At 45.4% G+C, this 21,264-nt stretch carries 24 protein-coding genes, 1 rRNA gene and 2 other annotated features; all 25 genes read right to left on the bottom strand.

Features of this window, described 5'->3' with window-relative positions; translation table 11 throughout:
• Nucleotides 1-37: 37 nt before the first annotated feature.
• Nucleotides 38-640 (bottom strand): methyltransferase, encoded by a 603-nt coding sequence (locus JOD21_RS16930; RefSeq protein ID WP_204730738.1) that lies wholly within the window; start codon nt 638-640, stop codon nt 38-40.
• A 76-nt stretch (nt 641-716) separates the two neighbouring features.
• Nucleotides 717-1,079, bottom strand: coding sequence for a 50S ribosomal protein L7/L12 (rplL, locus tag JOD21_RS16925; RefSeq protein ID WP_041120826.1), 363 nt, complete (start codon nt 1,077-1,079; stop codon nt 717-719).
• 65 nt (nt 1,080-1,144) lie between these two features.
• Nucleotides 1,145-1,645: a 50S ribosomal protein L10 gene (gene rplJ, locus JOD21_RS16920; RefSeq protein WP_204730737.1), complete on the bottom strand. Its 501-nt coding sequence runs from the start codon at nt 1,643-1,645 to the stop codon at nt 1,145-1,147.
• 41 nt (nt 1,646-1,686) lie between these two features.
• Nucleotides 1,687-1,830 (bottom strand) — a sequence feature (ribosomal protein L10 leader region).
• A 58-nt stretch (nt 1,831-1,888) separates the two neighbouring features.
• Nucleotides 1,889-2,587, bottom strand: coding sequence for a 50S ribosomal protein L1 (gene rplA, locus JOD21_RS16915; protein WP_204730736.1), 699 nt, complete (start codon nt 2,585-2,587; stop codon nt 1,889-1,891).
• A 105-nt stretch (nt 2,588-2,692) separates the two neighbouring features.
• Nucleotides 2,693-3,118: a 50S ribosomal protein L11 gene (gene rplK / locus JOD21_RS16910; protein WP_039806251.1), complete on the bottom strand. Its 426-nt coding sequence runs from the start codon at nt 3,116-3,118 to the stop codon at nt 2,693-2,695.
• 448 nt (nt 3,119-3,566) lie between these two features.
• Nucleotides 3,567-4,103, bottom strand: coding sequence for a transcription termination/antitermination protein NusG (gene nusG, locus JOD21_RS16905; protein WP_204730735.1), 537 nt, complete (start codon nt 4,101-4,103; stop codon nt 3,567-3,569).
• A 173-nt stretch (nt 4,104-4,276) separates the two neighbouring features.
• Nucleotides 4,277-4,456 carry a preprotein translocase subunit SecE gene (gene secE / locus JOD21_RS16900; protein ID WP_041120822.1) on the bottom strand — a complete coding sequence of 60 codons (180 nt, stop codon included), beginning with the start codon at nt 4,454-4,456 and terminating at the stop codon, nt 4,277-4,279.
• 55 nt (nt 4,457-4,511) lie between these two features.
• The gene (rpmG, locus tag JOD21_RS16895; protein WP_084218539.1) at nt 4,512-4,661 is read right to left on the bottom strand and encodes a 50S ribosomal protein L33; all 150 of its coding nucleotides are present in this window, start codon (nt 4,659-4,661) and stop codon (nt 4,512-4,514) included.
• A gap of 77 nt (nt 4,662-4,738) precedes the next feature.
• On the bottom strand, nt 4,739-5,458 hold the full coding sequence (gene sigH, locus JOD21_RS16890; RefSeq protein ID WP_204730755.1) for an RNA polymerase sporulation sigma factor SigH: 720 nt from the start codon (nt 5,456-5,458) through the stop codon (nt 4,739-4,741).
• 4 nt (nt 5,459-5,462) lie between these two features.
• Nucleotides 5,463-5,975, bottom strand: a complete 513-nt coding sequence (locus JOD21_RS16885) for an NYN domain-containing protein (RefSeq protein WP_204730734.1) — start codon at nt 5,973-5,975, stop codon at nt 5,463-5,465.
• 6 nt (nt 5,976-5,981) lie between these two features.
• On the bottom strand, nt 5,982-6,725 hold the full coding sequence (gene rlmB / locus JOD21_RS16880) for a 23S rRNA (guanosine(2251)-2'-O)-methyltransferase RlmB (RefSeq protein WP_204730733.1): 744 nt from the start codon (nt 6,723-6,725) through the stop codon (nt 5,982-5,984).
• Nucleotides 6,718-7,143 (bottom strand): Mini-ribonuclease 3, encoded by a 426-nt coding sequence (locus JOD21_RS16875; protein WP_204730732.1) that lies wholly within the window; start codon nt 7,141-7,143, stop codon nt 6,718-6,720. The genes rlmB and JOD21_RS16875 overlap by 8 nt, the downstream gene beginning before the upstream one ends.
• A gap of 1 nt (nt 7,144) precedes the next feature.
• Entirely contained in the window at nt 7,145-8,542 is a 1,398-nt protein-coding gene (gene cysS / locus JOD21_RS16870) for a cysteine--tRNA ligase (protein ID WP_204730731.1), read from the bottom strand.
• On the bottom strand, nt 8,539-9,189 hold the full coding sequence (gene cysE / locus JOD21_RS16865) for a serine O-acetyltransferase (protein WP_039806237.1): 651 nt from the start codon (nt 9,187-9,189) through the stop codon (nt 8,539-8,541). Before cysE ends, cysS begins: the two co-directional genes overlap by 4 nt.
• 97 nt (nt 9,190-9,286) lie before the next feature.
• Nucleotides 9,287-9,504 (bottom strand) — a binding site (T-box leader).
• Nucleotides 9,505-9,575: 71 nt separating this feature from the next.
• Entirely contained in the window at nt 9,576-11,033 is a 1,458-nt protein-coding gene (gene gltX / locus JOD21_RS16860; RefSeq protein WP_204730730.1) for a glutamate--tRNA ligase, read from the bottom strand.
• A gap of 246 nt (nt 11,034-11,279) precedes the next feature.
• The gene (ispF, locus tag JOD21_RS16855) at nt 11,280-11,756 is read right to left on the bottom strand and encodes a 2-C-methyl-D-erythritol 2,4-cyclodiphosphate synthase (protein ID WP_204730729.1); all 477 of its coding nucleotides are present in this window, start codon (nt 11,754-11,756) and stop codon (nt 11,280-11,282) included.
• Between the two features lie 15 nt (nt 11,757-11,771).
• Nucleotides 11,772-12,452, bottom strand: a complete 681-nt coding sequence (gene ispD, locus JOD21_RS16850) for a 2-C-methyl-D-erythritol 4-phosphate cytidylyltransferase (protein ID WP_204730728.1) — start codon at nt 12,450-12,452, stop codon at nt 11,772-11,774.
• Between the two features lie 12 nt (nt 12,453-12,464).
• On the bottom strand, nt 12,465-13,565 hold the full coding sequence (locus JOD21_RS16845) for a PIN/TRAM domain-containing protein (protein WP_204730727.1): 1,101 nt from the start codon (nt 13,563-13,565) through the stop codon (nt 12,465-12,467).
• Between the two features lie 137 nt (nt 13,566-13,702).
• Complete coding sequence (disA, locus tag JOD21_RS16840; RefSeq protein WP_204730726.1) at nt 13,703-14,767, bottom strand: DNA integrity scanning diadenylate cyclase DisA; 1,065 nt, start codon at nt 14,765-14,767, stop codon at nt 13,703-13,705.
• 3 nt (nt 14,768-14,770) lie between these two features.
• The gene (radA, locus tag JOD21_RS16835) at nt 14,771-16,147 is read right to left on the bottom strand and encodes a DNA repair protein RadA (RefSeq protein WP_204730725.1); all 1,377 of its coding nucleotides are present in this window, start codon (nt 16,145-16,147) and stop codon (nt 14,771-14,773) included.
• Between the two features lie 64 nt (nt 16,148-16,211).
• A complete protein-coding gene (clpC, locus tag JOD21_RS16830) occupies nt 16,212-18,650 on the bottom strand; it encodes an ATP-dependent protease ATP-binding subunit ClpC (protein ID WP_204730724.1) in 2,439 nt (812 codons plus the stop codon).
• The gene (locus JOD21_RS16825; protein ID WP_204730723.1) at nt 18,647-19,726 is read right to left on the bottom strand and encodes a protein-arginine kinase McsB; all 1,080 of its coding nucleotides are present in this window, start codon (nt 19,724-19,726) and stop codon (nt 18,647-18,649) included. Before JOD21_RS16825 ends, clpC begins: the two co-directional genes overlap by 4 nt.
• Complete coding sequence (locus JOD21_RS16820; protein ID WP_204730722.1) at nt 19,716-20,264, bottom strand: protein-arginine kinase activator protein McsA; 549 nt, start codon at nt 20,262-20,264, stop codon at nt 19,716-19,718. The genes JOD21_RS16825 and JOD21_RS16820 overlap by 11 nt, the downstream gene beginning before the upstream one ends.
• Before the next feature lie 18 nt (nt 20,265-20,282).
• On the bottom strand, nt 20,283-20,744 hold the full coding sequence (locus JOD21_RS16815) for a CtsR family transcriptional regulator (protein WP_204730721.1): 462 nt from the start codon (nt 20,742-20,744) through the stop codon (nt 20,283-20,285).
• A gap of 436 nt (nt 20,745-21,180) precedes the next feature.
• A 5S ribosomal RNA gene (gene rrf, locus JOD21_RS16810) occupies nt 21,181-21,264 on the bottom strand; the annotation flags it as partial.

Raw genomic sequence — 21,264 nt, 5'->3', positions numbered from 1 at the left:
TTACATCTTATAATAGTAACACAACCGTTATAGCCGGTCAATCTTTTTTCGCACGGAAGATAAAGTAGCCTTTTTGCTTATCAGCCGTTTCCACAGCACCGAATAATTCTTCAAGCTTCGCCTTAGCGGATGGTGCGCCCTGTTTTTTTTGAATGACTACCCAAAGCTCACCGCCTGAGGTAAGTTTTTCTGCACTCTGTTCAAAAATGCGGTGTACAGTCTGCTTCCCTGCGCGGATCGGCGGATTTGTAAGAATGGCTGCAAAAGACTGCTCCTCCACCTGATCAAGGCAATCACTTTCATAAATTGAGATATTGCGAATCTGGTTTTGTTCCGCATTTTCTTTTGCTAATTCAAGCGCCCGCTCATTCACATCTACCATGTGAACACTTCGCTCGGGCATACTTTTAGCGAGCGACAAACCAATCGGACCGTAGCCGCAGCCCACATCCAGGACCGGACCCCCGGTTACAGGCTCTTCGAACGCTTCAATTAGCACCCTCGAACCGAAATCTACTTCTTTTTTTGAGAATACACCCTGATCGGTTTTAAATTTGATGACATGACCGCGAAGCGTATAGTTCCACCAGTTCGGTTTACTTTCAACGCCGGGTTTCTTTGAGTAATAATGATCTGCCACTCTGATCACTCCACCCTTCTTCTTTTCGATAAAAAAAGCCCGCTATATTTCAAGCGGACTTTCTCTTAAGGCAAAATTACTTAACTTCTACGCCAGCGCCAACTTCTTCAAGTTTAGCTTTAAGCTCTTCAGCTTCTTCTTTAGAAGCGCCTTCTTTAACAGCTTTAGGTGTGTTATCAACCATTTCTTTCGCTTCTTTCAGGCCAAGACCAGTGATTTCACGAACCACTTTGATAACCTTGATCTTCTGAGAACCAGCTTCAGTAAGAACAACGTCAAATTCAGTTTGCTCAGCAGCAGCTTCGCCGCCTCCGCCACCAGCTACAGCTACAGGAGCAGCAGCAGATACGCCGAATTCTTCTTCGATTGCTTTTACTAGGTCGTTCAGTTCAAGAACTGTCATTTCTTTGATTGCTTCGATCATTTGTTCTTTAGTCATGATATAGTTCCTCCTCGTGGAATGTTTTTAGTTTTTTTGGATATTGCTATCCGGTTAACAGGGAATTATGCGCCCTGTTCTTCTTTTTGATCTGCAACTGCTTGAGTCGCAAATGCGAATCCGCGCATTGGCGCAGTAAGAACGCTAAGAAGCATAGAAAGTAGGCCTTCGCGTGATGGAAGTTCCGCAAGAGCTTTCACCTGGTCAAGTGACGCTACAGTACCTTCGATCACACCTGCTTTAAGTTCAAGTGCTTCGTGGTCTTTCGCAAAGTTGTTAAGAATCTTCGCTGGCGCAACAACATCTTCAGCAGAAAATGCGATTGCATTAGGACCTGTAAGGCTTTCATCAAGACCTTCAAGACCAGCAGCTTCTGCCGCACGGCGAGTCATTGAGTTTTTGTATACTTTAAACTCAACGCCTGCTTCACGAAGCTGTTTACGAAGCTCAGTTACTTCTGAAACAGATAGTCCGCGGTAGTCAACAATTACAGATGCTGCACTTGATTGAAGCTTTTCCTGGATTTCTGTTACAACCTGTTTCTTTTGCTCGATAATACTGCTCATCCTAACACCTCCTGTAATATTTGCTGTACACCTATACCGTCCCGATCATAAAAAAGCCTCTATGCCGGAAAGTAGACATAGAGGCGTATCATTTCAAATAAAAGAAAGTTCTTTTAATCGTCATGACCTCGGCAGGAAATTAAGTCTGAGACACCTGCTGTCTACGGTACAAATGAATATATAATTTCACAACAGAGAACATCATATCAGACGTTCTCCCGTTGTGTCAATAAGTTTCAGAAATTATTTTACTGTTACAGAAGATGGGTCAACCTTGATTCCAGGGCCCATAGTCGTTGTTACAGCTACTGACTTCATGTAAGTACCCTTAGATGAAGATGGCTTCGCTTTTTGAACAACATCAAAGATTGCATTGAAGTTTTCAACAAGCTTTTCCTGATCAAATGAAACCTTACCGATTGGCACGTGGATGATACCAGACTTTTCAGCACGGTATTCAACTTTACCAGCCTTGATTTCATTAACAGCTTTCTCAACGTCAAATGTAACTGTACCAGTTTTAGGGTTTGGCATAAGGCCTTTTGGTCCAAGGACACGTCCAAGCTTACCAACCTCACCCATCATGTCAGGTGTTGCAACGATTACGTCGAAATCAAACCAGCCGCCCTGAATCTTTTGAACAAGCTCGCTGTCTCCTACGTAGTCTGCGCCAGCCGCTTCAGCTTCTTTCGCTTTTTCGCCTTTAGCGAAAACAAGAACGCTTTGCGTTTTACCAGTTCCGTTTGGAAGCACTACTGCTCCACGGATCTGCTGGTCGTTTTTACGAGTATCGATTCCAAGACGGAATGCTGCTTCCACTGTTGCATCGAATTTTACTGTGCTTGTCTTTTGTGCAAGCTCGATTGCTTCAGTTACTGAGTAGTTTACTGAACGGTCAACAAGCTTTGCAGCTTCTTGATACTTTTTACCTTTTTTAGCCATTATAAGTTCCTCCTAATGTGGTTTTAGCGGAATAACCTCCCACGAATAAAGGTTGCGAGTGAAAGTTCTTCAGCTTCGCAACCCAGTCCAAAAACAAAACATCAATTAGTCTTCAATCGTGATACCCATGCTTCGAGCCGTACCTTCGACCATACGCATTGCTGCTTCAACATCAGCTGCGTTAAGATCTGGCATTTTTGTTTCCGCGATTTCACGTACCTTGTCACGCTTGACAGCCGCTACTTTGTTGCGGTTTGGTTCACCAGAACCTGACTCGATTCCTGCTGCTTTCTTAAGAAGAACTGCAGCCGGCGGAGTTTTAGTAACGAATGTAAATGAACGGTCTTCAAAAACCGTAATTTCAACAGGGATGATAAGACCAGCCTGATCAGCTGTACGAGCGTTAAACTCTTTACAGAATCCCATAATGTTAACACCAGCCTGACCTAGTGCAGGACCTACCGGCGGAGCTGGATTAGCTTTCCCAGCAGGGATTTGAAGCTTTACCATTTTAATAACTTTTTTAGCCACGAGACACACCTCCTTAAGTCCGTGATGTGGTAATAGGGCTTTTGTTTTTGCCCTCCCACTCAAAACTGATTCTTTTTATATAAAGAATATAAAATGTTAGTTCAGTCTCTCTATTGAGACATACTGACTTAAAAGATGTTACCATCTTTCAAATCATAATTCAAGACGTTCTTTTTATATTTTAAGGAAATTGGTGAAATAAGCGGTTTTTTCTCTTGGTTATATTCAAGTTGGCTGTTGGTTGTAGCTCCAGGGGGACGCTTTCCGCAGGGTCGGCGGTGAGCCTCCTCGCGCTTCGCACTGCGGGGTCTCACCTGTCCGACTTCTCCTGCTGGAGTCGCCCCCTTCCGCTACAACCAAGAGCTGTGCCGATACTAAAGATGGGTTTTATTAAACCTCTTAGTAAAGTCCCTTTTCATTAATCGAATCAAAACCGCTGTAACACCTCTTAATCCAGCTTCGTAATCTGTGTGAATTCAAGTTCAACCGGTGTTTCACGGCCGAACATGTTAACGAGTACTTTCACTTTTCCTTTATCAGCGTCGATCTCTTCGATCACGCCTGCAAAGTTAGCGAATGGACCGTCGTTCACGGTTACATTTTCACCAAGTTCAAAGTCCACATCGATTGTGCGCTCCTGCATACCCATCTGCTTAAGCAGCTGTGTAACTTCTTCCGGAAGCAGCGGAGTCGGCTTTGCGCCGCCGCCTGATGATCCGACGAAGCCTGTTACGCCCGGCGTATTACGCACAACGTACCATGAGTCATCTGTCATTACGATTTCTACAAGCACATAACCAGGGAATGTTTTACGCTTCACTGTTTTTGCTTTACCATCTTTAATTTCAGTCTCTTCTTCTTCAGGTACAACCACGCGGAAGATTTTATCCTGCATCCCCATTGTCTCTACCCGTTTTTCCAAGTTCATTTTCACCTTATTCTCGTAACCGGAATATGTGTGAACAACATACCAATTCTTTTCCACGAAGGGGTTCCTCCTCTTTTAAGGCGCTTGCCTTTTTTCACATAACACTTATCTATCTGACAGTCATAATATCCAAAAATCATTTTAAACAATGAAAAAACCCGTTAAACGGGCTTTTGCATGTCTCCTGCTATTGTACACGAAATGCTGATCAGTTGCGAAAACAAAGCGGATTATAAAATCCAGTTAATGATCGCATCAATACCCATATCAACTACGAAAAAGAACACTGCAACAAAGACAACTGTTGATAGTACTGTAACAGTGTACTTTGTAAGTTCTTTACGCTTTGGCCAGCTGACCTTGCGCATTTCGGAAGCAACGTTACGAAAAAAGTTGCTGATTTTACTCATGATGACGTACCCTCCAACCAGTGTTAATCATTAGTGCCTGCCCGGGGGCAGACCATTATACTGTCTGTTTATGAACAGTATGTGCATTGCAGTAACGGCAAAATTTCTTTACTTCTAATCTATCGGTCTGTCTGTTACCGTTTGCAGGAATCGTATAATTACGGGACCCGCATTCCGTACAGGCAAGGATTGTCTTTTTAGTCATAATGTTCATTCCTTTTCAGGATGTGCATCCTTTAAAAAATAACACTCTATGGAAGTTGTGTCAATATAACATTCAAGCTAGAAAGTCAATTCCCGCGCCTCCAGATAGCGCTCAAGCTTTCTTTTGACACGCTGAAGTGCATTATCAATTGATTTGACATGACGATCCAGTTCTTCAGATATTTCCTGATAGGATTGACCATCCAGGTATAGTGCAAGCACTTTCCTTTCAAGGTCACTGAGCAGCTCAGCTACTTTCCCTTCAATCTTACTGAACTCCTCCCGATGGATCACGAGTGCTTCGGGGTCAGTCGGCTTGGCAGGTGAAATGACATCCATCAGCGTCCTGTCAGACTCCTCATCATAGATTGGCTTATCCAGGGACACATAGGAATTAAGCGGGATGTGCTTCTGGCGGGTTGCTGTTTTGATAGCGGTAATAATCTGGCGGGTAATACAAAGCTCGGCAAATGCCTTAAAGGATGTCAGTTTCTCACCCTTGTAGTCTCTGATTGCCTTATAAAGTCCAATCATGCCTTCTTGTATAATATCTTCCTTGTCAGCTCCAATCAGAAAATAAGAGCGGGCTTTCACCCTGACGAATTGGCGGTATTTATTAATCAGAAAATCAAGTGCATCGCTGTTACCATGATGAATCAGTTCGATGATCTTATCGTCTTCCATTCCGCTGAATAAGTTTCGGTCCGACGTCTGAGTATGTGCGTTCAAATGGATCCCCCCGACTCTGTGAAACAAATAGATAGAAATATTATACTTTACTGAATTTTCGAGCGTCAACCGCTCATTTGTCTCCACGCCTCCATTTTTCGAATATTTCGGCGACTTCATCACTGATCGGAATTTTGGATACAGGGCGTGCTGACTGGTTTTTTTCAATATTTTTTGATATTTTCTTCTCAATTTGCTTCACTTCAATTAAAAGTTCACGGGCGGACTTTCTGAGCGCTCCCTGACCGAATATTGCCCATTGCTCTGTGTAATCACTAGTTGCTACAATCACCTGGGTACGTATATCATTCAGTTCAATTGCAAGCTTTTCAATCCGCTCATCAGCCGTCTCATTTTTCCGCGTGAAAATAATTTCTACGCGGTAGTTATACATTTTTTTGGACATGCCTTCGACAAACTGCGCATCAAAGACAATAATGACGCGGTGGCCCGTATAGCCCTGGTATTCCGCCATCATTTCAATCAGCCTGTCCCGCGCTGAACCAAGGTCGTGGCTTTTTAATTCAGTTAATTCAGGCCAGGCGCCTACAATGTTGTAGCCATCGACGAGCAGCACGTTTTTCATCGCACGTCATCCTTCCAGCGGATGACGGCGGCGGTAGATTTCATACATCAGAATGCTTGCGGCAACTGAAGCGTTCAGCGAAGTAACATGTCCACTCATCGGAAGGTGGATCAGAAAATCACATTTATCACGCAGGATTCTGCTCATTCCTTTTCCCTCACTACCGATAATGAGACCAACAGGCATCGTGCCATCAAAACGGCGATAGTCTTCACTGCCTTTTGCATCCGTTCCGGCAATCCATAATCCTTTATCTTTCAGCTCATCCAGCGTACGGGAAAGGTTCGTCACGCGCACAACCGGCACATGTTCAATCGCTCCTGTTGAAGCTTTCGCTACTGTCGCAGTCAGACCAACCGCGCGGCGCTTTGGAATAATAATGCCGTGAACGCCGACTGCATCTGCTGTTCTCATAATCGAACCGAGGTTATGGGGATCTTCAAGCTCATCTAAGATCATGATAAACGGATCCTCACCCTTTTTTTCAGCCAGGGCAAACACATCATCAAGTTCTGCATATTCATAAGCTGCGATTGATGCAACAACACCCTGGTGCTGCCCATCCAACAGCTGGTCAATCTTCTTTTTCGGTACAAACTGCACAAGTACATTCGCCTCTTTAGCCAGCTGAATCACCTGCTGCATCTGTCCTTTCTGAGATCCTTCACCAATCCAGATCTTATTGATTTCTCTTCCGGCTCTCAGTGCTTCAAGTACCGGATTTTTGCCGCCAATAAACTCTTCACTCATTGCCCGGCTCCTTTCTGCTTTCCACTATCATGGAAATCGCCTTTAATATAATTTCTTCCATACGTTCTTTTTGTTCTGTTAAATATAAATAGCCGATCACTGCTTCAAATGCTGTGCTGTAACGGTAAGTGGCGACATCTGTGTTCTTAGGTACGCTGCCTGACTTGGCATTGCGTCCACGTCTGATGATCGCCATCTCCTCTTCAGTAAACAGCTCTTCTTCAAACATCTGATGCAGTACCTGCGCCTGTGCTTTTGCTGATACATAACGGATCGCTTCCCGCTGCAGGGCATGGGGGCGGATGGTGCCGATCTTGAGAAGATGGTGCCTGACATACTGCTCATAGACACCATCCCCCATATAGGCAAGCGCAAGTGCATTCAACTGCTTTGGATCAAGTGGAGATGAATACGTCATATTACCCTCTTCTCCAGCGGATACCCTGTTTTGTATCTTCCAGAATAATATTCATGTCTTTCAGCTGATCACGAATGGCATCTGCTGTCGCAAAATCACGATCTTTACGCGCTGTCTCACGTTTTTGAATGAGCGCATCAATGTCTTCATCAAGCATTTCCTGCTCTTTCATTTCAATGCCAAGTACACCTGCTAGTTCTTTTAGTGTATCCGTAAATGCATCAATGACTTCCGGAGAGGTATTCTTTTCTCTTAAATAAAGATTTGCTTCTCCTGAAAGATCAAACAGAACAGAGATCGCGTTGGCTGTATTAAAGTCATCATCCATTTCTTTAATAAATGCTTCTTTCTGTGCTGCAACTTTTTCAAACCATTCTGTATCGTTTTCAGTCAGTCCTGAGCTTGCTTCTTTACGGTGCTTTAAGTTTTCATAAGCTGTACGGATCCGGTCAAGTCCCGCCCCCGCCGCTTCAAGCAATTCGCGGTTATAGTTAATCGGATGACGGTAATGTACAGACAGCATAAAGAATCTCAGCACCTGCGGATCTGCTTCTTTTAAAATGTCATGCACAAGGACAAAGTTACCGAGTGATTTTGACATTTTTTCATTATCAATGTTGATATAACCATTGTGGAGCCAGTAGTTGGCGAATGGTTTACCGGTTAAGGCTTCAGACTGGGCAATTTCATTTTCATGGTGAGGGAAAGCCAGATCCTGACCGCCTGCATGAATATCAATTGTATCTCCGAGATACTTGCGTGCCATTGCAGAGCACTCAATATGCCAGCCCGGACGCCCTTCTCCCCATGGACTTTCCCAGGAAATTTCTCCTTCTTTCGCCGCTTTCCAGAGAACGAAATCCAGTTCATCTTCTTTTCGCTCATCAGACTCAATTCTTGCACCAATGCGCAGCTCATCAATTGACTGGTGAGAAAGCTTGCCGTAACCATTGAACTTTCTTGTGCGGTAATAGACATCACCGCCTGATTCATAAGCAAAGTCCTTCTCGATCAGTGACTCGATGAACTCAATGATCAGGTCAATGTTTTCTGTTACACGCGGATGTGCAGTACCGCGCGCGCATCCAAGTGCACCCACGTCTTCAAAATAAGCGTCAATGAAACGCTCTGCCACTGCAGGCACTTCTTCACCAAGTTCATTAGCTGCACGGATCAATTTGTCGTCTACATCTGTAAAGTTAGATACATAATTGACATCGTATCCTCTGTATTCAAGGTGACGTCTGACTGTATCAAAGACGATCGGCGGACGTGCATTCCCAATATGAATATAGTTGTAAACGGTTGGACCGCACACATACATGGATACTTTTCCTTCTTCTAGCGGTTTAAACGGTTCTTTCTTTCTTGTTACAGTGTTATACATTTGAATGCTCATGGCTGTGAGCTCCTTTCACGTTCTTTCTTCAGCTGATCTTTAACAAAAGCCAGTTCTGTTTCGAGTGTTCTGATCCGCTCCCAGATCGGGTCCGGCATATCCTGATGATCAAGATCCCTGCGGACTTTCTTGCCGTCTCTGATCACGACCTTACCTGGTATACCAACAACTGTGGAATTCGCAGGTACGTCTTTTAATACAACAGATCCCGCTCCAACTTTTGAATTCTCACCGACAATAATCGATCCGAGCACTTTTGCACCTGTAGCAATCAGTACGTTATCTTCAAGTGTCGGGTGACGCTTTCCTTTTTCTTTACCGGTCCCACCTAAGGTTACCCCCTGAAAAACCGTCACGTTATTCCCGATTTCGCACGTTTCTCCAATGACGACACCCATGCCGTGGTCAATGAAAAAGCGGCGCCCGATTTTTGCTGCAGGATGAATTTCAATGCCTGTGAGAACCTTTGCAATTTGCGATATTGCCCGGGCAATAAAGAACATTTTCCGCTTATAAAACCAGTGTGCGATCCTGTAAGCCCAGATTGCATGAAGCCCTGAATAAGTCAGAACGATTTCAAAAGCTGAGCGGGCTGCCGGGTCCTGGTCGAACACCGTATCTATATCTTCACGAATCCGCTTGAACATACGGTTCACTCCTTTCATTTTATCCGATTTACACTCAAATCCAACTAATACGATCAGAATTAACTGTTTTAAAATAGAAAAAGCGTCTCTGTCAAATGACAGAGACGCTTTTGCGCGGTTCCACTCTGTTTGAGGCAATACTGCCCCCAACTTAGTCAGGATAACGGCCTGAACCGCTGTTGCCTACATCAACTTTCAGCAAAAGGCTCAAGGGTGCATTTCAGAAAGCATTCAGCCCAAACCGCTTTCAGCCTGATGGCGGTTCTCTCTTTCGGCGCTTCCACTTTTCCTACTTCTCCCTCTCAAAGCTTTTATTTATATCACTGTGTTCATCAGCTGTTTAAAAGTTTTCTATAGACATACTATATACTATTCTTTTCAAAATGTTAATCAGTCAGCTTCGCAAGGCGTGCAAGTACTTTTTCTTTTCCTAATACTTCAATTGCACTCGGAAGGTCCGGTCCATGTGTCTGACCAGTCGCTGCTACACGGATTGGCATAAACAGTTTTTTACCTTTATGACCGGTTTCTTTCTGTACTGCTTTAATCGCCTTTTTAATTTCTGCCGCTTCGAAGTTTTCAAGTGCTTCAAGCTGGCGGCTCAGTTCTGCCATTACTTCAGGCACCTGCTCCTCAGCAAGGACTGCGCTCGCTTCTTCGTCATAAGCGATCTCATCTTTAAAGAACAGTTCAGACAGTGCCACGATCTCAGCACCATAGCTCATCTGCTCCTGATAAAGTGCTACAAGCTTTCTCACCCACTCATTCTGTTCAGCTGTGCGGTCTTTTGAAATCTTACCTGCTTCTTCAAGGTGAGGAACTGACAGCGCCACAACCTCATCAAGGTCAAGATTCTTCATATACTGATTATTCATCCACTCAAGCTTTTTCGTGTCAAATACTGCCGGTGACTTCGACAGACGGTCAGCATCAAAGCGTTCAATCAGCTCTTCTTTTGAGAATAGCTCATCTTCGCCTTTAGGTGACCAGCCAAGCAGGGCAATAAAGTTGAATAACGCATCCGGCTGATAGCCAAGGTCTTTATACTGCTCAATGAACTGAATAATTGAGCCGTCACGCTTGCTCAGCTTCTTGCGCTCTTCATTGACAATCAGTGTCGTATGACCGAACTTCGGAATATCCCATCCGAACGCCTCATAAATCATCAATTGCTTCGGTGTATTGGAAATGTGGTCATCTCCGCGCAGTACATGAGAGATTTCCATATAGTGATCATCTACTGCCACTGCGAAGTTGTAAGTCGGAATCCCGTCTTTTTTCACAATAACAAAGTCGCCGATACCATCACTTTCAAATGACACATCGTCTTTTACGATATCATTGAATGTATACGTCTTCCCCTGCGGTACAGCAAAACGGATACTCGGCTTGCGGCCTTCCGCTTCAAGTGCTGCACGCTCTTCATCTGTCAGGTTGCGACACTTTCCGCTGTAACGCGGCATTTCGCTGCGTGCGATCTGTCCTTCGCGTTCTGCTTCAAGTTCTTCCTCTGTGCAATAGCATTTATATGCAAGCCCGCGCTCAAGCAGGTCATCATAGTGCTTTTTGTAAAGGTCATTACGCTCTGACTGGCGGTATGGGCCGTAGTCTCCGCCGACATCAATGCTTTCATCCCAGTCAATGCCGAGCCACTTCAGATACTCAAGCTGAGATTCTTCTCCACCTTCAATGTTCCGCTTTGTATCAGTATCTTCAACGCGGATAATGAATGTCCCGTTGTGGCTTCTTGCGAATAGATAGTTAAATAATGCTGCTCTTGCGTTCCCGATATGCAGGTGTCCTGTCGGGCTTGGTGCGTAACGCACGCGAATGTCTGTAGACATAAAAAAATCCTCCTAGAATGATTGCTTAATATTTTGGCGTTAGATCTCCGTTTCAGGCGGACGCTTTCCGGACGGAGGTTGCTGAGCCTCCTCGCCTTCGGCTGCGGGGTCTCAGCTTCCCTCTAATCGTCCCGGAGTCGCCGCCTTCCACTGCGATCACCGCTGTGCATGTTACAAAGTGTATTTTTATAAAATCATGCCCCTATGAGTTTATAAATCCAAAACGACTTTAAGCAGCTTAACTTATTATGTTTTCTGTAAAAGAATAACTGCCTGTGCAGCGATGCCTTCGCCGCGTCCTTCAAAGCCCAGCTGCTCAGTTGTTGTCGCTTTGACGTTGACCTGGCCTTCTGACGCTTCGAGAAGCTCTGCGATTACTTTGCGCATATCACTGATATGAGGCGCCATCTTTGGCTTTTGTGCAATAATCGTACAGTCTATGTTGCCTAACCGGTAGCCGTTCTCTCTGACAATGCCCCAGACGTGCTGAAGCAGTTTCTTTGAATCGGCATCCTTAAATTCCGGATCTGTATCCGGAAAATGCTTTCCTATATCACCTTCACCGATCGCACCCAGCGCTGCATCTGCCACTACATGAAGCAGCACATCTGCATCTGAATGACCGAGAAGTCCTTTTTCATAAGGAATTGTTACCCCGCCGATAATGAGTGGACGGTTCTCTGCAAGCTGATGGACGTCATAGCCCTGTCCAATTCGAAACATGGCAGTTTCCCCTCTCTATTGACCGTTTTTCGCTAAAATCGCTTCAGCAAAAACGAGATCTTCTTTTGTTGTCAGCTTTATATTATCATAATCCGACTCAATAACCGCTACTTTTCCGCCAGTTTTTTCGACCAGTGACGCTTCATCTGTGCCGAGAAAATCTATACGGACTGCATTCTCATGGGCAGCCATCAGCACCTCAAGCAAAAAAGCCTGAGGTGTCTGAACTGACCACAGATCTGAACGCTCAACTGTTTCCGTTACTGTGCCATTTTGAACTTTTTTAATTGTATCTTTTACAGGAACAGCCGCAATCGCACCGCCTTCTGATGCAGCGGCTTCTGCAAGCTTGTGGATGACATCCTCACTGATAAAAGGACGCGCCCCGTCATGAACCATCACAACCTTAGCAGCTGCCTTTTTGAGTCCTTCATAGACACTGTGCTGACGTTCAGCACCGCCTGGCACCATCTGCGTGATTTTTGTCAGATGATACTGATCAATCAGCTTTTGAAGTATCATTTTGTCGTCAGGGTGAATGACAAGAATCACGCCGCTGCATAACGGATCGCGTTCAAATACCTGCAGCGTATGGATGATAACCGGAATCCCTTTTAAGTCAAGCAGCAGCTTATTGCGGTCTGCTCCCATGCGTTTGCCCCGGCCCGCTGCCGGAATTACCACTTCATATGTCATCTGAAACTCCTTTTACAGTGCTTTTTCATACGACTTCGGCTTAGCGAAAATCATGCGGCCGGCTGAAGTCTGAAGCACACTCGTTACGATTACATCGATATGTTTGCCGATAAAGTTTTTGCCGTCCTCTACTACGATCATCGTGCCGTCATCAAGGTAGGCAATTCCCTGGTTCTGTTCTTTACCGTCTTTGATCATTTGTACGTGCAGTTCTTCACCCGGGAGCACAACAGGTTTTACAGCATTGGCAAGGTCATTAATATTCAGCACCTGCACATCCTGCAGGTCACATACTTTATTTAAGTTAAAGTCATTAGTCACAACAATACCATTCAGTACTTTTGCAAGCTTTACAAGCTTACTGTCGACTTCCTGGATCTCTTCAAAATCACCTTCATAAATCGTAACCTGAATCGGGATATCACGCTGAATTCTTTTTAAAATATCAAGTCCCCGGCGGCCCCGGTTACGCTTCAGTGCGTCTGATGAATCCGCAATATGCTGCAGTTCACCAAGCACGAATTGAGGAATGACAATCTCACCGTCCAAAAAGCCTGTCTGACAGATATCCGCAATACGACCGTCAATAATCACGCTTGTATCAAGGATCTTGTGGCGCTTTGAAGCCGGAACATCACTGACTTCTTTTGCAGCAGATTCTTCTGCTCTTTTAGCTGCACCGCCTCGTGAAAACAGCTGGACCAGTTCGTCCCTTTTTGTGAAACCAACCTGGAATCCAAGATACCCGAGAATCAGTGTTAACAGAATCGGAACAACAGTATTAACGATTGGAATCTCAATATCATTAACTGCCACCCCCAGAAGGAAAGCGGTAATCAGACCGATGATCAGTCCAAGTGCCCCGAATAAAATATCTGTAACAGGTGCCTTTACAAGAGAATCCTCTGCCCAGGTAATAAAATTAACTACATACTTAATCGCCCAAAACGTAGCAGCATAAAAGATGATCGCTCCTAAAATAGCAGTCACATAAGGGTTGTTTAAAAGTGCATAATCAAGATTAAAAGGTATAAGGACTAATTCAGGTAATAAAAATACGCCTAATGTTCCGCCGACGATCAGGAAACAGACTTGAATAATACGTTTTAACATTCCTTCACCTCCTCAGATGAAAATTTTTCTATAAATAAAGCTTGTGAAAAGAGTAGCATGACAGTAATAAGCAAGTCAATTTTAATAAAAATGAATTATCATATCATACAAAGAGAATGCTTACAAACCATTTTTTGTTAGTGGTCCGCCAAAGACTGTTCTTTCACTGACTTCAATCCTTCTTTGATTTTTCTTGCCCGGACGCCTCCAATTCCATCGACTTCATCAAGTTCTTCAACCGTCGCCTTCTTCAACTGATCAAGCGTACCGAAATCCCCTATGATATTTTCAATAATCGTAAGCGGAAGCCTTGGAATCTTATTCAGTACACGATACCCTCGTGGCACTGCCTGACTCTCATATTCAGTTGATGACGGATGACCGAGCATCTTCATGATGGATTCATCCTCCATGATTTTAGATGACACTTTTTCAGCAAACGCCTCATACATATCATGGGCGCTGGCCTGATCATATGAAGCATAATCCCTGATGACCATAGCCGCTTCTTTTTCAAGGTCAGCAAGCAGCTCATTCAGCTGCAGTCTAACAAGACGGCCTTCAGACCCCAGTTCATTCAGGTAGAGCAGGAGCTCATTTTTAATACGGATGACCATTTCAAAACGGTGAATCACCTGTAAGACATCGTTATACGTCACCGCTTCCTCATATTCAAGAAGTGTTAAGTGTGACAGGCTCTGATCAAGCACAGTGCGATATTTCTCAAGTGTCTGAAGTGCCTGATTCGCTTTCGCTAAAATCACAGCAATCTCTTTTAATGCGTAACGGTAAGTTCCTTTGTACAGCGTAATGACATTCCGTCTCTGTGAAATCGCAATCACAAGCGAATCTGTCTCTCTTGCCACCCGCTCAGCTGTTCTGTGACGCATACCGGTTTCAGATGAAGGAACCATCGGGCTCGGATTCAGCTGCGCATTGGCAATGAGAATCTTGCTCCCTGATTCATTGAGAATAATCGCACCATCCATCTTCGCAAGTTCATACAGATAAGTCGGGGAAAATGGACAATGGATCTGAAAGCCCCCGTCTACAAGCGGCTTCATCTTATCGTTGCATCCGACAACAATCAGTCCGCCTGTCCCTGCACGCAGCACATTATCAATTCCTTCTCTAAAAGGTGTACCCGGTGCAACAAGCTGAATAATATCAGCTGACGGGCGCTTTCTTCTCCTGTTATCCATCTTTTATCCCTCCAATGTCTTCTTCAGTGCTTCTGCTACATTTGATACGCCAATAATTTCAATGCCTTCCGGGAACGTCCAGCCCCCAATATTATTTTCAGGGATTATGACACGCTTAAAGCCAAGCTTTGCCGCTTCCTGAACACGCTGTTCGATCCTTGACACTCTGCGCACCTCACCAGTCAGCCCAACCTCACCGATCATACAGTCAAAAGGCTTCGGCGGCTCGTCCCGGTAGCTTGACGCAATACTGACAAGTACAGCAAGGTCAACTGCCGGCTCATCCAGCTTCACACCACCCGCTACTTTCAGATAGGCATCCTGCGTCTGCAGCATCAGTCCGACACGCTTTTCAAGTACTGCCATTAAAAGAGACACACGGTTCTGATCAATTCCTGTCGCCATTCTTCTCGGGTTGTTAAAGCTTGTCGGTGTGACAAGTGCCTGAATTTCAACGAGAATCGGCCGCGTTCCTTCCATTGATGCCACAACTGTCGAACCGGCGGCCCCCTGGGAGCGTTCTTCAAGGAAAATCTCTGACGGGTTGCCGACCTCTCTTAACCCTTCTTCACGCATTTCAAAAATACCCATTTCATTTGTCGAACCAAAACGGTTTTTCACAGCGCGCAGAATTCTGTAAGTATGATGACGCTCCCCTTCAAAATAGAGGACGGTATCTACCATATGTTCTAAGATTCTCGGCCCTGCAATAGACCCTTCTTTCGTTACGTGCCCCACAAGGAAAATCGCAATATTCTTCGTCTTGGCAATCCGCATCAGTTCCGCTGTACATTCACGTACCTGCGTAACGCTTCCGGGTGCTGATGTGACTTCAGGGTGATAGACCGTCTGAATAGAATCAATAATGACAATATCAGGGGATACCTGCTCGATGGAGTGGTGAATCGACTCAAGGTTTGTCTCAGCATAGATCATCAGCTCTTCTGAGGTAACACTCAGGCGGTCAGCACGAAGCTTCGTCTGTTTGATTGATTCCTCACCTGAGATATAAAGCACTTTATTTTTCGTTTCAGCGAGCTGTGATGATACCTGGAGCAGCAGCGTGGATTTTCCGATACCGGGATCTCCCCCGATCAGCACCATAGAACCGGGAACAACGCCCCCACCGAGCACGCGGTTTAACTCCTGCATTTTTGTCAAAACGCGCGTTTCTTCCTGTGTCTCAACTTTAATCAGCGGTGTCGCCTTAGACTGGCTGCCTTCCGGTGTATGGGTAAAAGATTTTCTCGGCTGTTTGCCAGTCACCGTTACTTCTTCCACCATCGTATTGAACTCTCCACACCCCGGACATTTACCCATCCATTTAGCAGACTCATACCCGCATGACGTACACATAAACTTGGATTTCTTTTTTGCCAAACTGATAACCTCCGTTAAAAAAGGTGCACGTGATTGTATTCATTCACACGTGCACCTTCAGCCATTATTGCGTTACATCCGCTTCTTCTTTACGTGATACGGTAAACTCACCGTCTTTATAATCAATTTCCACTCTGTAGCCTTCAAGCACATTGCCTTTCAGCAGCTCTTCAGACAGGCGGTCTTCGATATGCTTTTGAATCGCACGGCGCAGCGGACGCGCTCCGTATTCAGGATCGAAACCTTCATCTGAAATTTTTTCTTTTGCAGCTTCTGTAATCACCAGATCAATGTCTTTTTCCTTCAGGCGCTTAACAAGCTCTCCTGACATCAGTGATACGATCTGTTTTAAATGGTTCTTTTCAAGAGAATGGAACACAATGGTTTCATCGATACGGTTCAGGAACTCCGGACGGAAGGCGCGCTTTAATTCTTCAAGCACTTTGCCTTTCATATCCTTGTAATCCTGACTGGAATCCTGTACCGCAAATCCTACATGACGGTTCTGTTTCAGTGCACTTGCACCAACGTTTGACGTCATAATCAGTACGACGTTGCGGAAGTCGACTGTACGGCCTTTAGAATCTGTCAGGCGTCCATCTTCAAGTACCTGAAGAAGAATATTAAAGACATCAGGGTGCGCTTTTTCAATCTCATCAAGCAGCACGACTGAGTATGGCTTGCGGCGGACTTTCTCAGTCAGCTGGCCGCCTTCTTCATATCCTACATAGCCTGGAGGTGAACCGACAAGACGTGATGTCGAGTGTTTTTCCATATACTCAGACATATCGATACGAATCATCGCATCCTCTTCACCGAACATTGATTCAGCAAGCGCGCGGGCAAGTTCTGTTTTACCGACACCGGTTGGTCCAAGGAAAATGAATGAACCGATCGGACGCTTCGGATCCTTCAGACCTGCACGGGCACGGCGTACTGCTTTAGCAATAGCTGTTACAGCATCTTCCTGACCGATGACGCGGCCGTGAAGCGAATCTTCAAGATGCAGAAGCTTCTGCGTTTCAGTCTCAGCAAGGCGTGATACCGGTACACCTGTCCACGTAGAGACAACGTGCGCAATATCTTCAACAGTGACTTCAGTATTCTCCTGACCCTGCTTTTCTTTCCACTCTTTCTTCGTTTCTTCAAGCTTCTCTTTCGTCTTCTGCTCAGAATCACGCAGAGACGCTGCTTTTTCAAATTCCTGACTCTGAACGGCTGCATCCTTTTCTTTACGGATGCCTTCAAGCTTAGCTTCAAGTTCTTTCAGATTAGGCGGTGTTGTATATGAACGCAGACGCACTTTAGAGCCTGCTTCATCAATTAAATCAATTGCTTTATCCGGAAGGAAACGGTCTGAGATATAACGGTCAGACATTTTCACTGCAGCTTCAATCGCTGCATCTGTAATCGATACGCGATGGTGGGCTTCATAGCGGTCACGCAGCCCTTTTAGAATAAGCACTGACTCTTCAGCTGTCGGCTCATCTACCTGAATCGGCTGGAAACGTCGCTCAAGCGCTGCGTCCTTCTCGATATACTTACGGTATTCATCAAGCGTTGTCGCACCGATACACTGAAGCTCACCGCGTGCAAGTGACGGCTTCAGGATGTTGGATGCATCAATCGCACCCTCTGCTCCGCCTGCACCAATTAATGTATGAAGCTCGTCGATGAACAGAATGACGTTACCCGCCTGGCGGATCTCATCCATTACCTTTTTCAGACGGTCTTCAAATTCACCGCGGTATTTTGTACCTGCAACAACTGTACCCATATCAAGTGTCATGACGCGCTTATCACGCAGAATTTCCGGCACTTCATTTTGTACAATCTGCTGTGCCAGCCCTTCAGCAATTGCTGTTTTACCGACACCAGGCTCACCGATTAATACAGGGTTATTCTTCGTACGGCGGCTTAACACTTCAATCACACGCTGGATTTCCTTGCTTCTTCCGATAACCGGATCAAGGCTTCCTTCACGTGCAATGACTGTCAGGTCACGTGCAAGTCCGTCAAGCGTCGGCGTATTTGCGCTCGCGTTTGATGCCTGCTGGCTGCCTGCTTCATTACTGCCAAGAAGCTGAAGCACCTGCTGGCGGGCTTTATTCAGGCTCACGCCAAGGTTATTGAGTACACGTGCTGCCACGCCTTCTCCTTCACGGATTAAGCCAAGAAGGATATGTTCAGTTCCTACATAGGAATGACCAAGCTTACGCGCTTCATCCATTGAAAGCTCAATCACTTTCTTTGCTCTAGGTGTATAGTGAACGCTCGGTGACTGTTCTGTCCCTTTGCCGATCAATTCTTCTACTTCTTCCTGAATTTTCGTTGTGCTCAAATTAAGCGTCTGCAGTGCTTTCGCTGCAATGCCCTCTCCTTCACGAACGAGACCAAGAAGGATATGCTCAGTACCGATATTTGAATGGGAAAGACGGATCGCCTCTTCCTGTGCCAATGCTAATACTTTTTGTGCTCTCTCTGTGAATCGTCCAAACATCATAAGTCTGATCCTCCTTTATCTTTACTTACATCCATCTCCAGACGCTCGCGGATCAGCGAAGCACGTCTGATATCTCTTTCCACAGGACGCAGGAAACCTCCTGCATACTGCTGTAAAAATCCTGGCTGCGTTAAAATCATCAGCTCATTCAAAATGCTTCTCGACACATTTTCAATGAAGCCAAGATCAATACCGAGGCGAACATCCGACAGACATTTCGCCGCTTCCTTTGACTCAATCACTCTGCTGTAACGCAGCGTTCCATATGACCGGAACACTCTGTCTTCAAGCTGAATACCTGATGACTTCACCAGTGCTTCCCGGGCAGCTTTCTCCTGGGCAATAATCTGATCCACCACATGCAGCAGATCCTCCGTAATGTCTTCTTCAGACTTACCGAGAGTCGTCTGGTTGGAGATCTGAAAGATGTTACCTAAAGCTTCGCTGCCTTCACCGTAAATTCCTCTCGCCACCAGACCAAATTGTCCAATCGCAGGAATAATCCGGTTCATCTGATGGGTCATCATTAATCCTGGTAAATGCATCATAACAGATGCACGCAATCCCGTCCCCACATTTGTCGGGCACGTCGTCAGATAACCAAAATTCTCATCAAATGCATAATCAAAATGCTGTTCAATCGCATCATCAATTTCAAGCGCCTTCCGTAAAGCCTCTTTTAACTGAAGCCCCGGAAACAGACACTGAATTCTTAAATGATCCTCTTCATTGACCATCAGACTGATATCTTCCTGATCTGACAGCCACACAGATGACGAGCCTGTATCTTCTGCAAGATTCGGACTGATCAGATGCTTTTCTACAAGCACCCTTTTCTCAAGTCCCTGAAGTTCATTCATTTTCAGTTCTTCAAGCGGATACCCTGCCTGCTCTACAGCAGCTCTCATTGCCTGGGCAGTCTGTTCCGCCTCTTCCTTTGTAAATACAGTAGGAAACGCGTACTGGTTATGGTTCCTGGCGAGTCTGATCCTCGTAGACAGAACAATCTCAGAAGCAGGACCATCCTCATTCATCCAGGAGCTGACCGCCTGATTCAAAAACCTCTTAAGACTCATCAGCACCGCCCCTTTCACTATCTATTTCTTTTTCAAGAGAACGGATCTGATCACGAATGGTCGCAGCCTGTTCAAACTCCTCCTGCTCAATCAATGACTTCAATTCAACACGAAGATCACTGACCTTCCTCTTCATGTGAATCGTTCCGCCCTGACGTTCAGGCAGCTTCCCCTGATGAACAGTATTACCGCTGTGCAGCCTTTTTAAAATAGGTGGCAGCTGGTCTCTGAATGACTCATAACACTTAGGACAGCCAAACTTCCCAATCTTTAAAAACTGGTCAAATGTCATCTGGCAGCCGCTGCATTCCACTGTCCCACGCCTATTTTGTGTTGGCTGATTCTGCTTCATAACCGGCGAAACATTCAACAGCCCTGCAAGCAGATGGTTGAATGAAAAAGCACCATCATCATTCATAAAAGCCTCGCCCTTATCCTGGGCACACACTTCACATAAATGAACCTCTGTCGTCTTTCCATTCACCACGTTCTTTAAATGAACAGCAGCAGGCCGCTCCTGGCATTGCTCACACATCATCTCGATCACCCCGCGACCTTATTGATATTTTAAAACCGTCAGCATAGCAGTCAGAATACGTCCCCTTACTTCATCCCGGACAGGCAGCGGGACATTAAGCGTAGAACGATCCATCGCACTAAGCATTAGCTTTGCTTCACGCTTAGAAATAACTTCTTCATCAATCAACCTGAAAACCACACTCTCAGCAGCAGCCTGTGGAACTGCCGGCTGAAGAATTGCCAATATCTGATCAATTAAATGAGCGTGATCATCACTTTTTACCTTTATAATACGTATATACCCTCCGCCACCACGCTTACTCTCCACAACGTAGCCACTTTCAATCGTAAAACGGGTTTTCATCACATAATTAATCTGAGAAGGCACACACTGAAAACGCTCAGCAATTTCACTGCGCTTTATTTCCACTATTTCACTCCCGCTCTTCTCTAAAACCTCTTTCAAATAGTTTTCGATCACATCAGAAATATTTTTCACATTGCCACCTCCCCCACCTTGACTTTGACTATCTTTGACTATGATTATACAACACATTTTAGGTTATGTGCAATTTGAGGGGTTGGGTACAGATAAGTAGTGATTTTTAGGTATCTATTAAGGGGTAAGGTAGCAGGAGCTGGTGCCACTGACAAAGGAATTGCGGTAGAGATCGTTCGCAGCGGGCGCCTGAAGGAACGAAGCTATCAGATGAAGGAATTACTGACGTATGGTGGCAGTCTGAAGGGGTGCACATCCGGTTTCCGTCCTTGGGATCCCGGCTCTTTGCCCTGAATGCACTCAGGTGACTGGCTCTTAGCACTGAAATGCACTTAGGATTCCGTCCCTTGGCACTTCATGCCTTTAAGTCACTGGCCTTTTTCCTTCCAAACGCACAAAAAAAGCCTTCCCCTAAAGGAAAGACTTTTTTCAAAGTGCCTAGCGACGTCCTACTCTCACAGGGGGAAACCCCCAACTACCATCGGCGCTGAAGAGCTTAACTTCCGTGTTCGGCATGGGA

Source organism: Jeotgalibacillus terrae (assembly GCF_016908195.1).
GTDB classification, from domain to species: domain Bacteria; phylum Bacillota; class Bacilli; order Bacillales; family Jeotgalibacillaceae; genus Jeotgalibacillus; species Jeotgalibacillus terrae.
The sequence above is the reverse complement of the archived record's forward strand: the minus strand, read 5'-3'. Positions and strand labels throughout refer to the sequence as shown.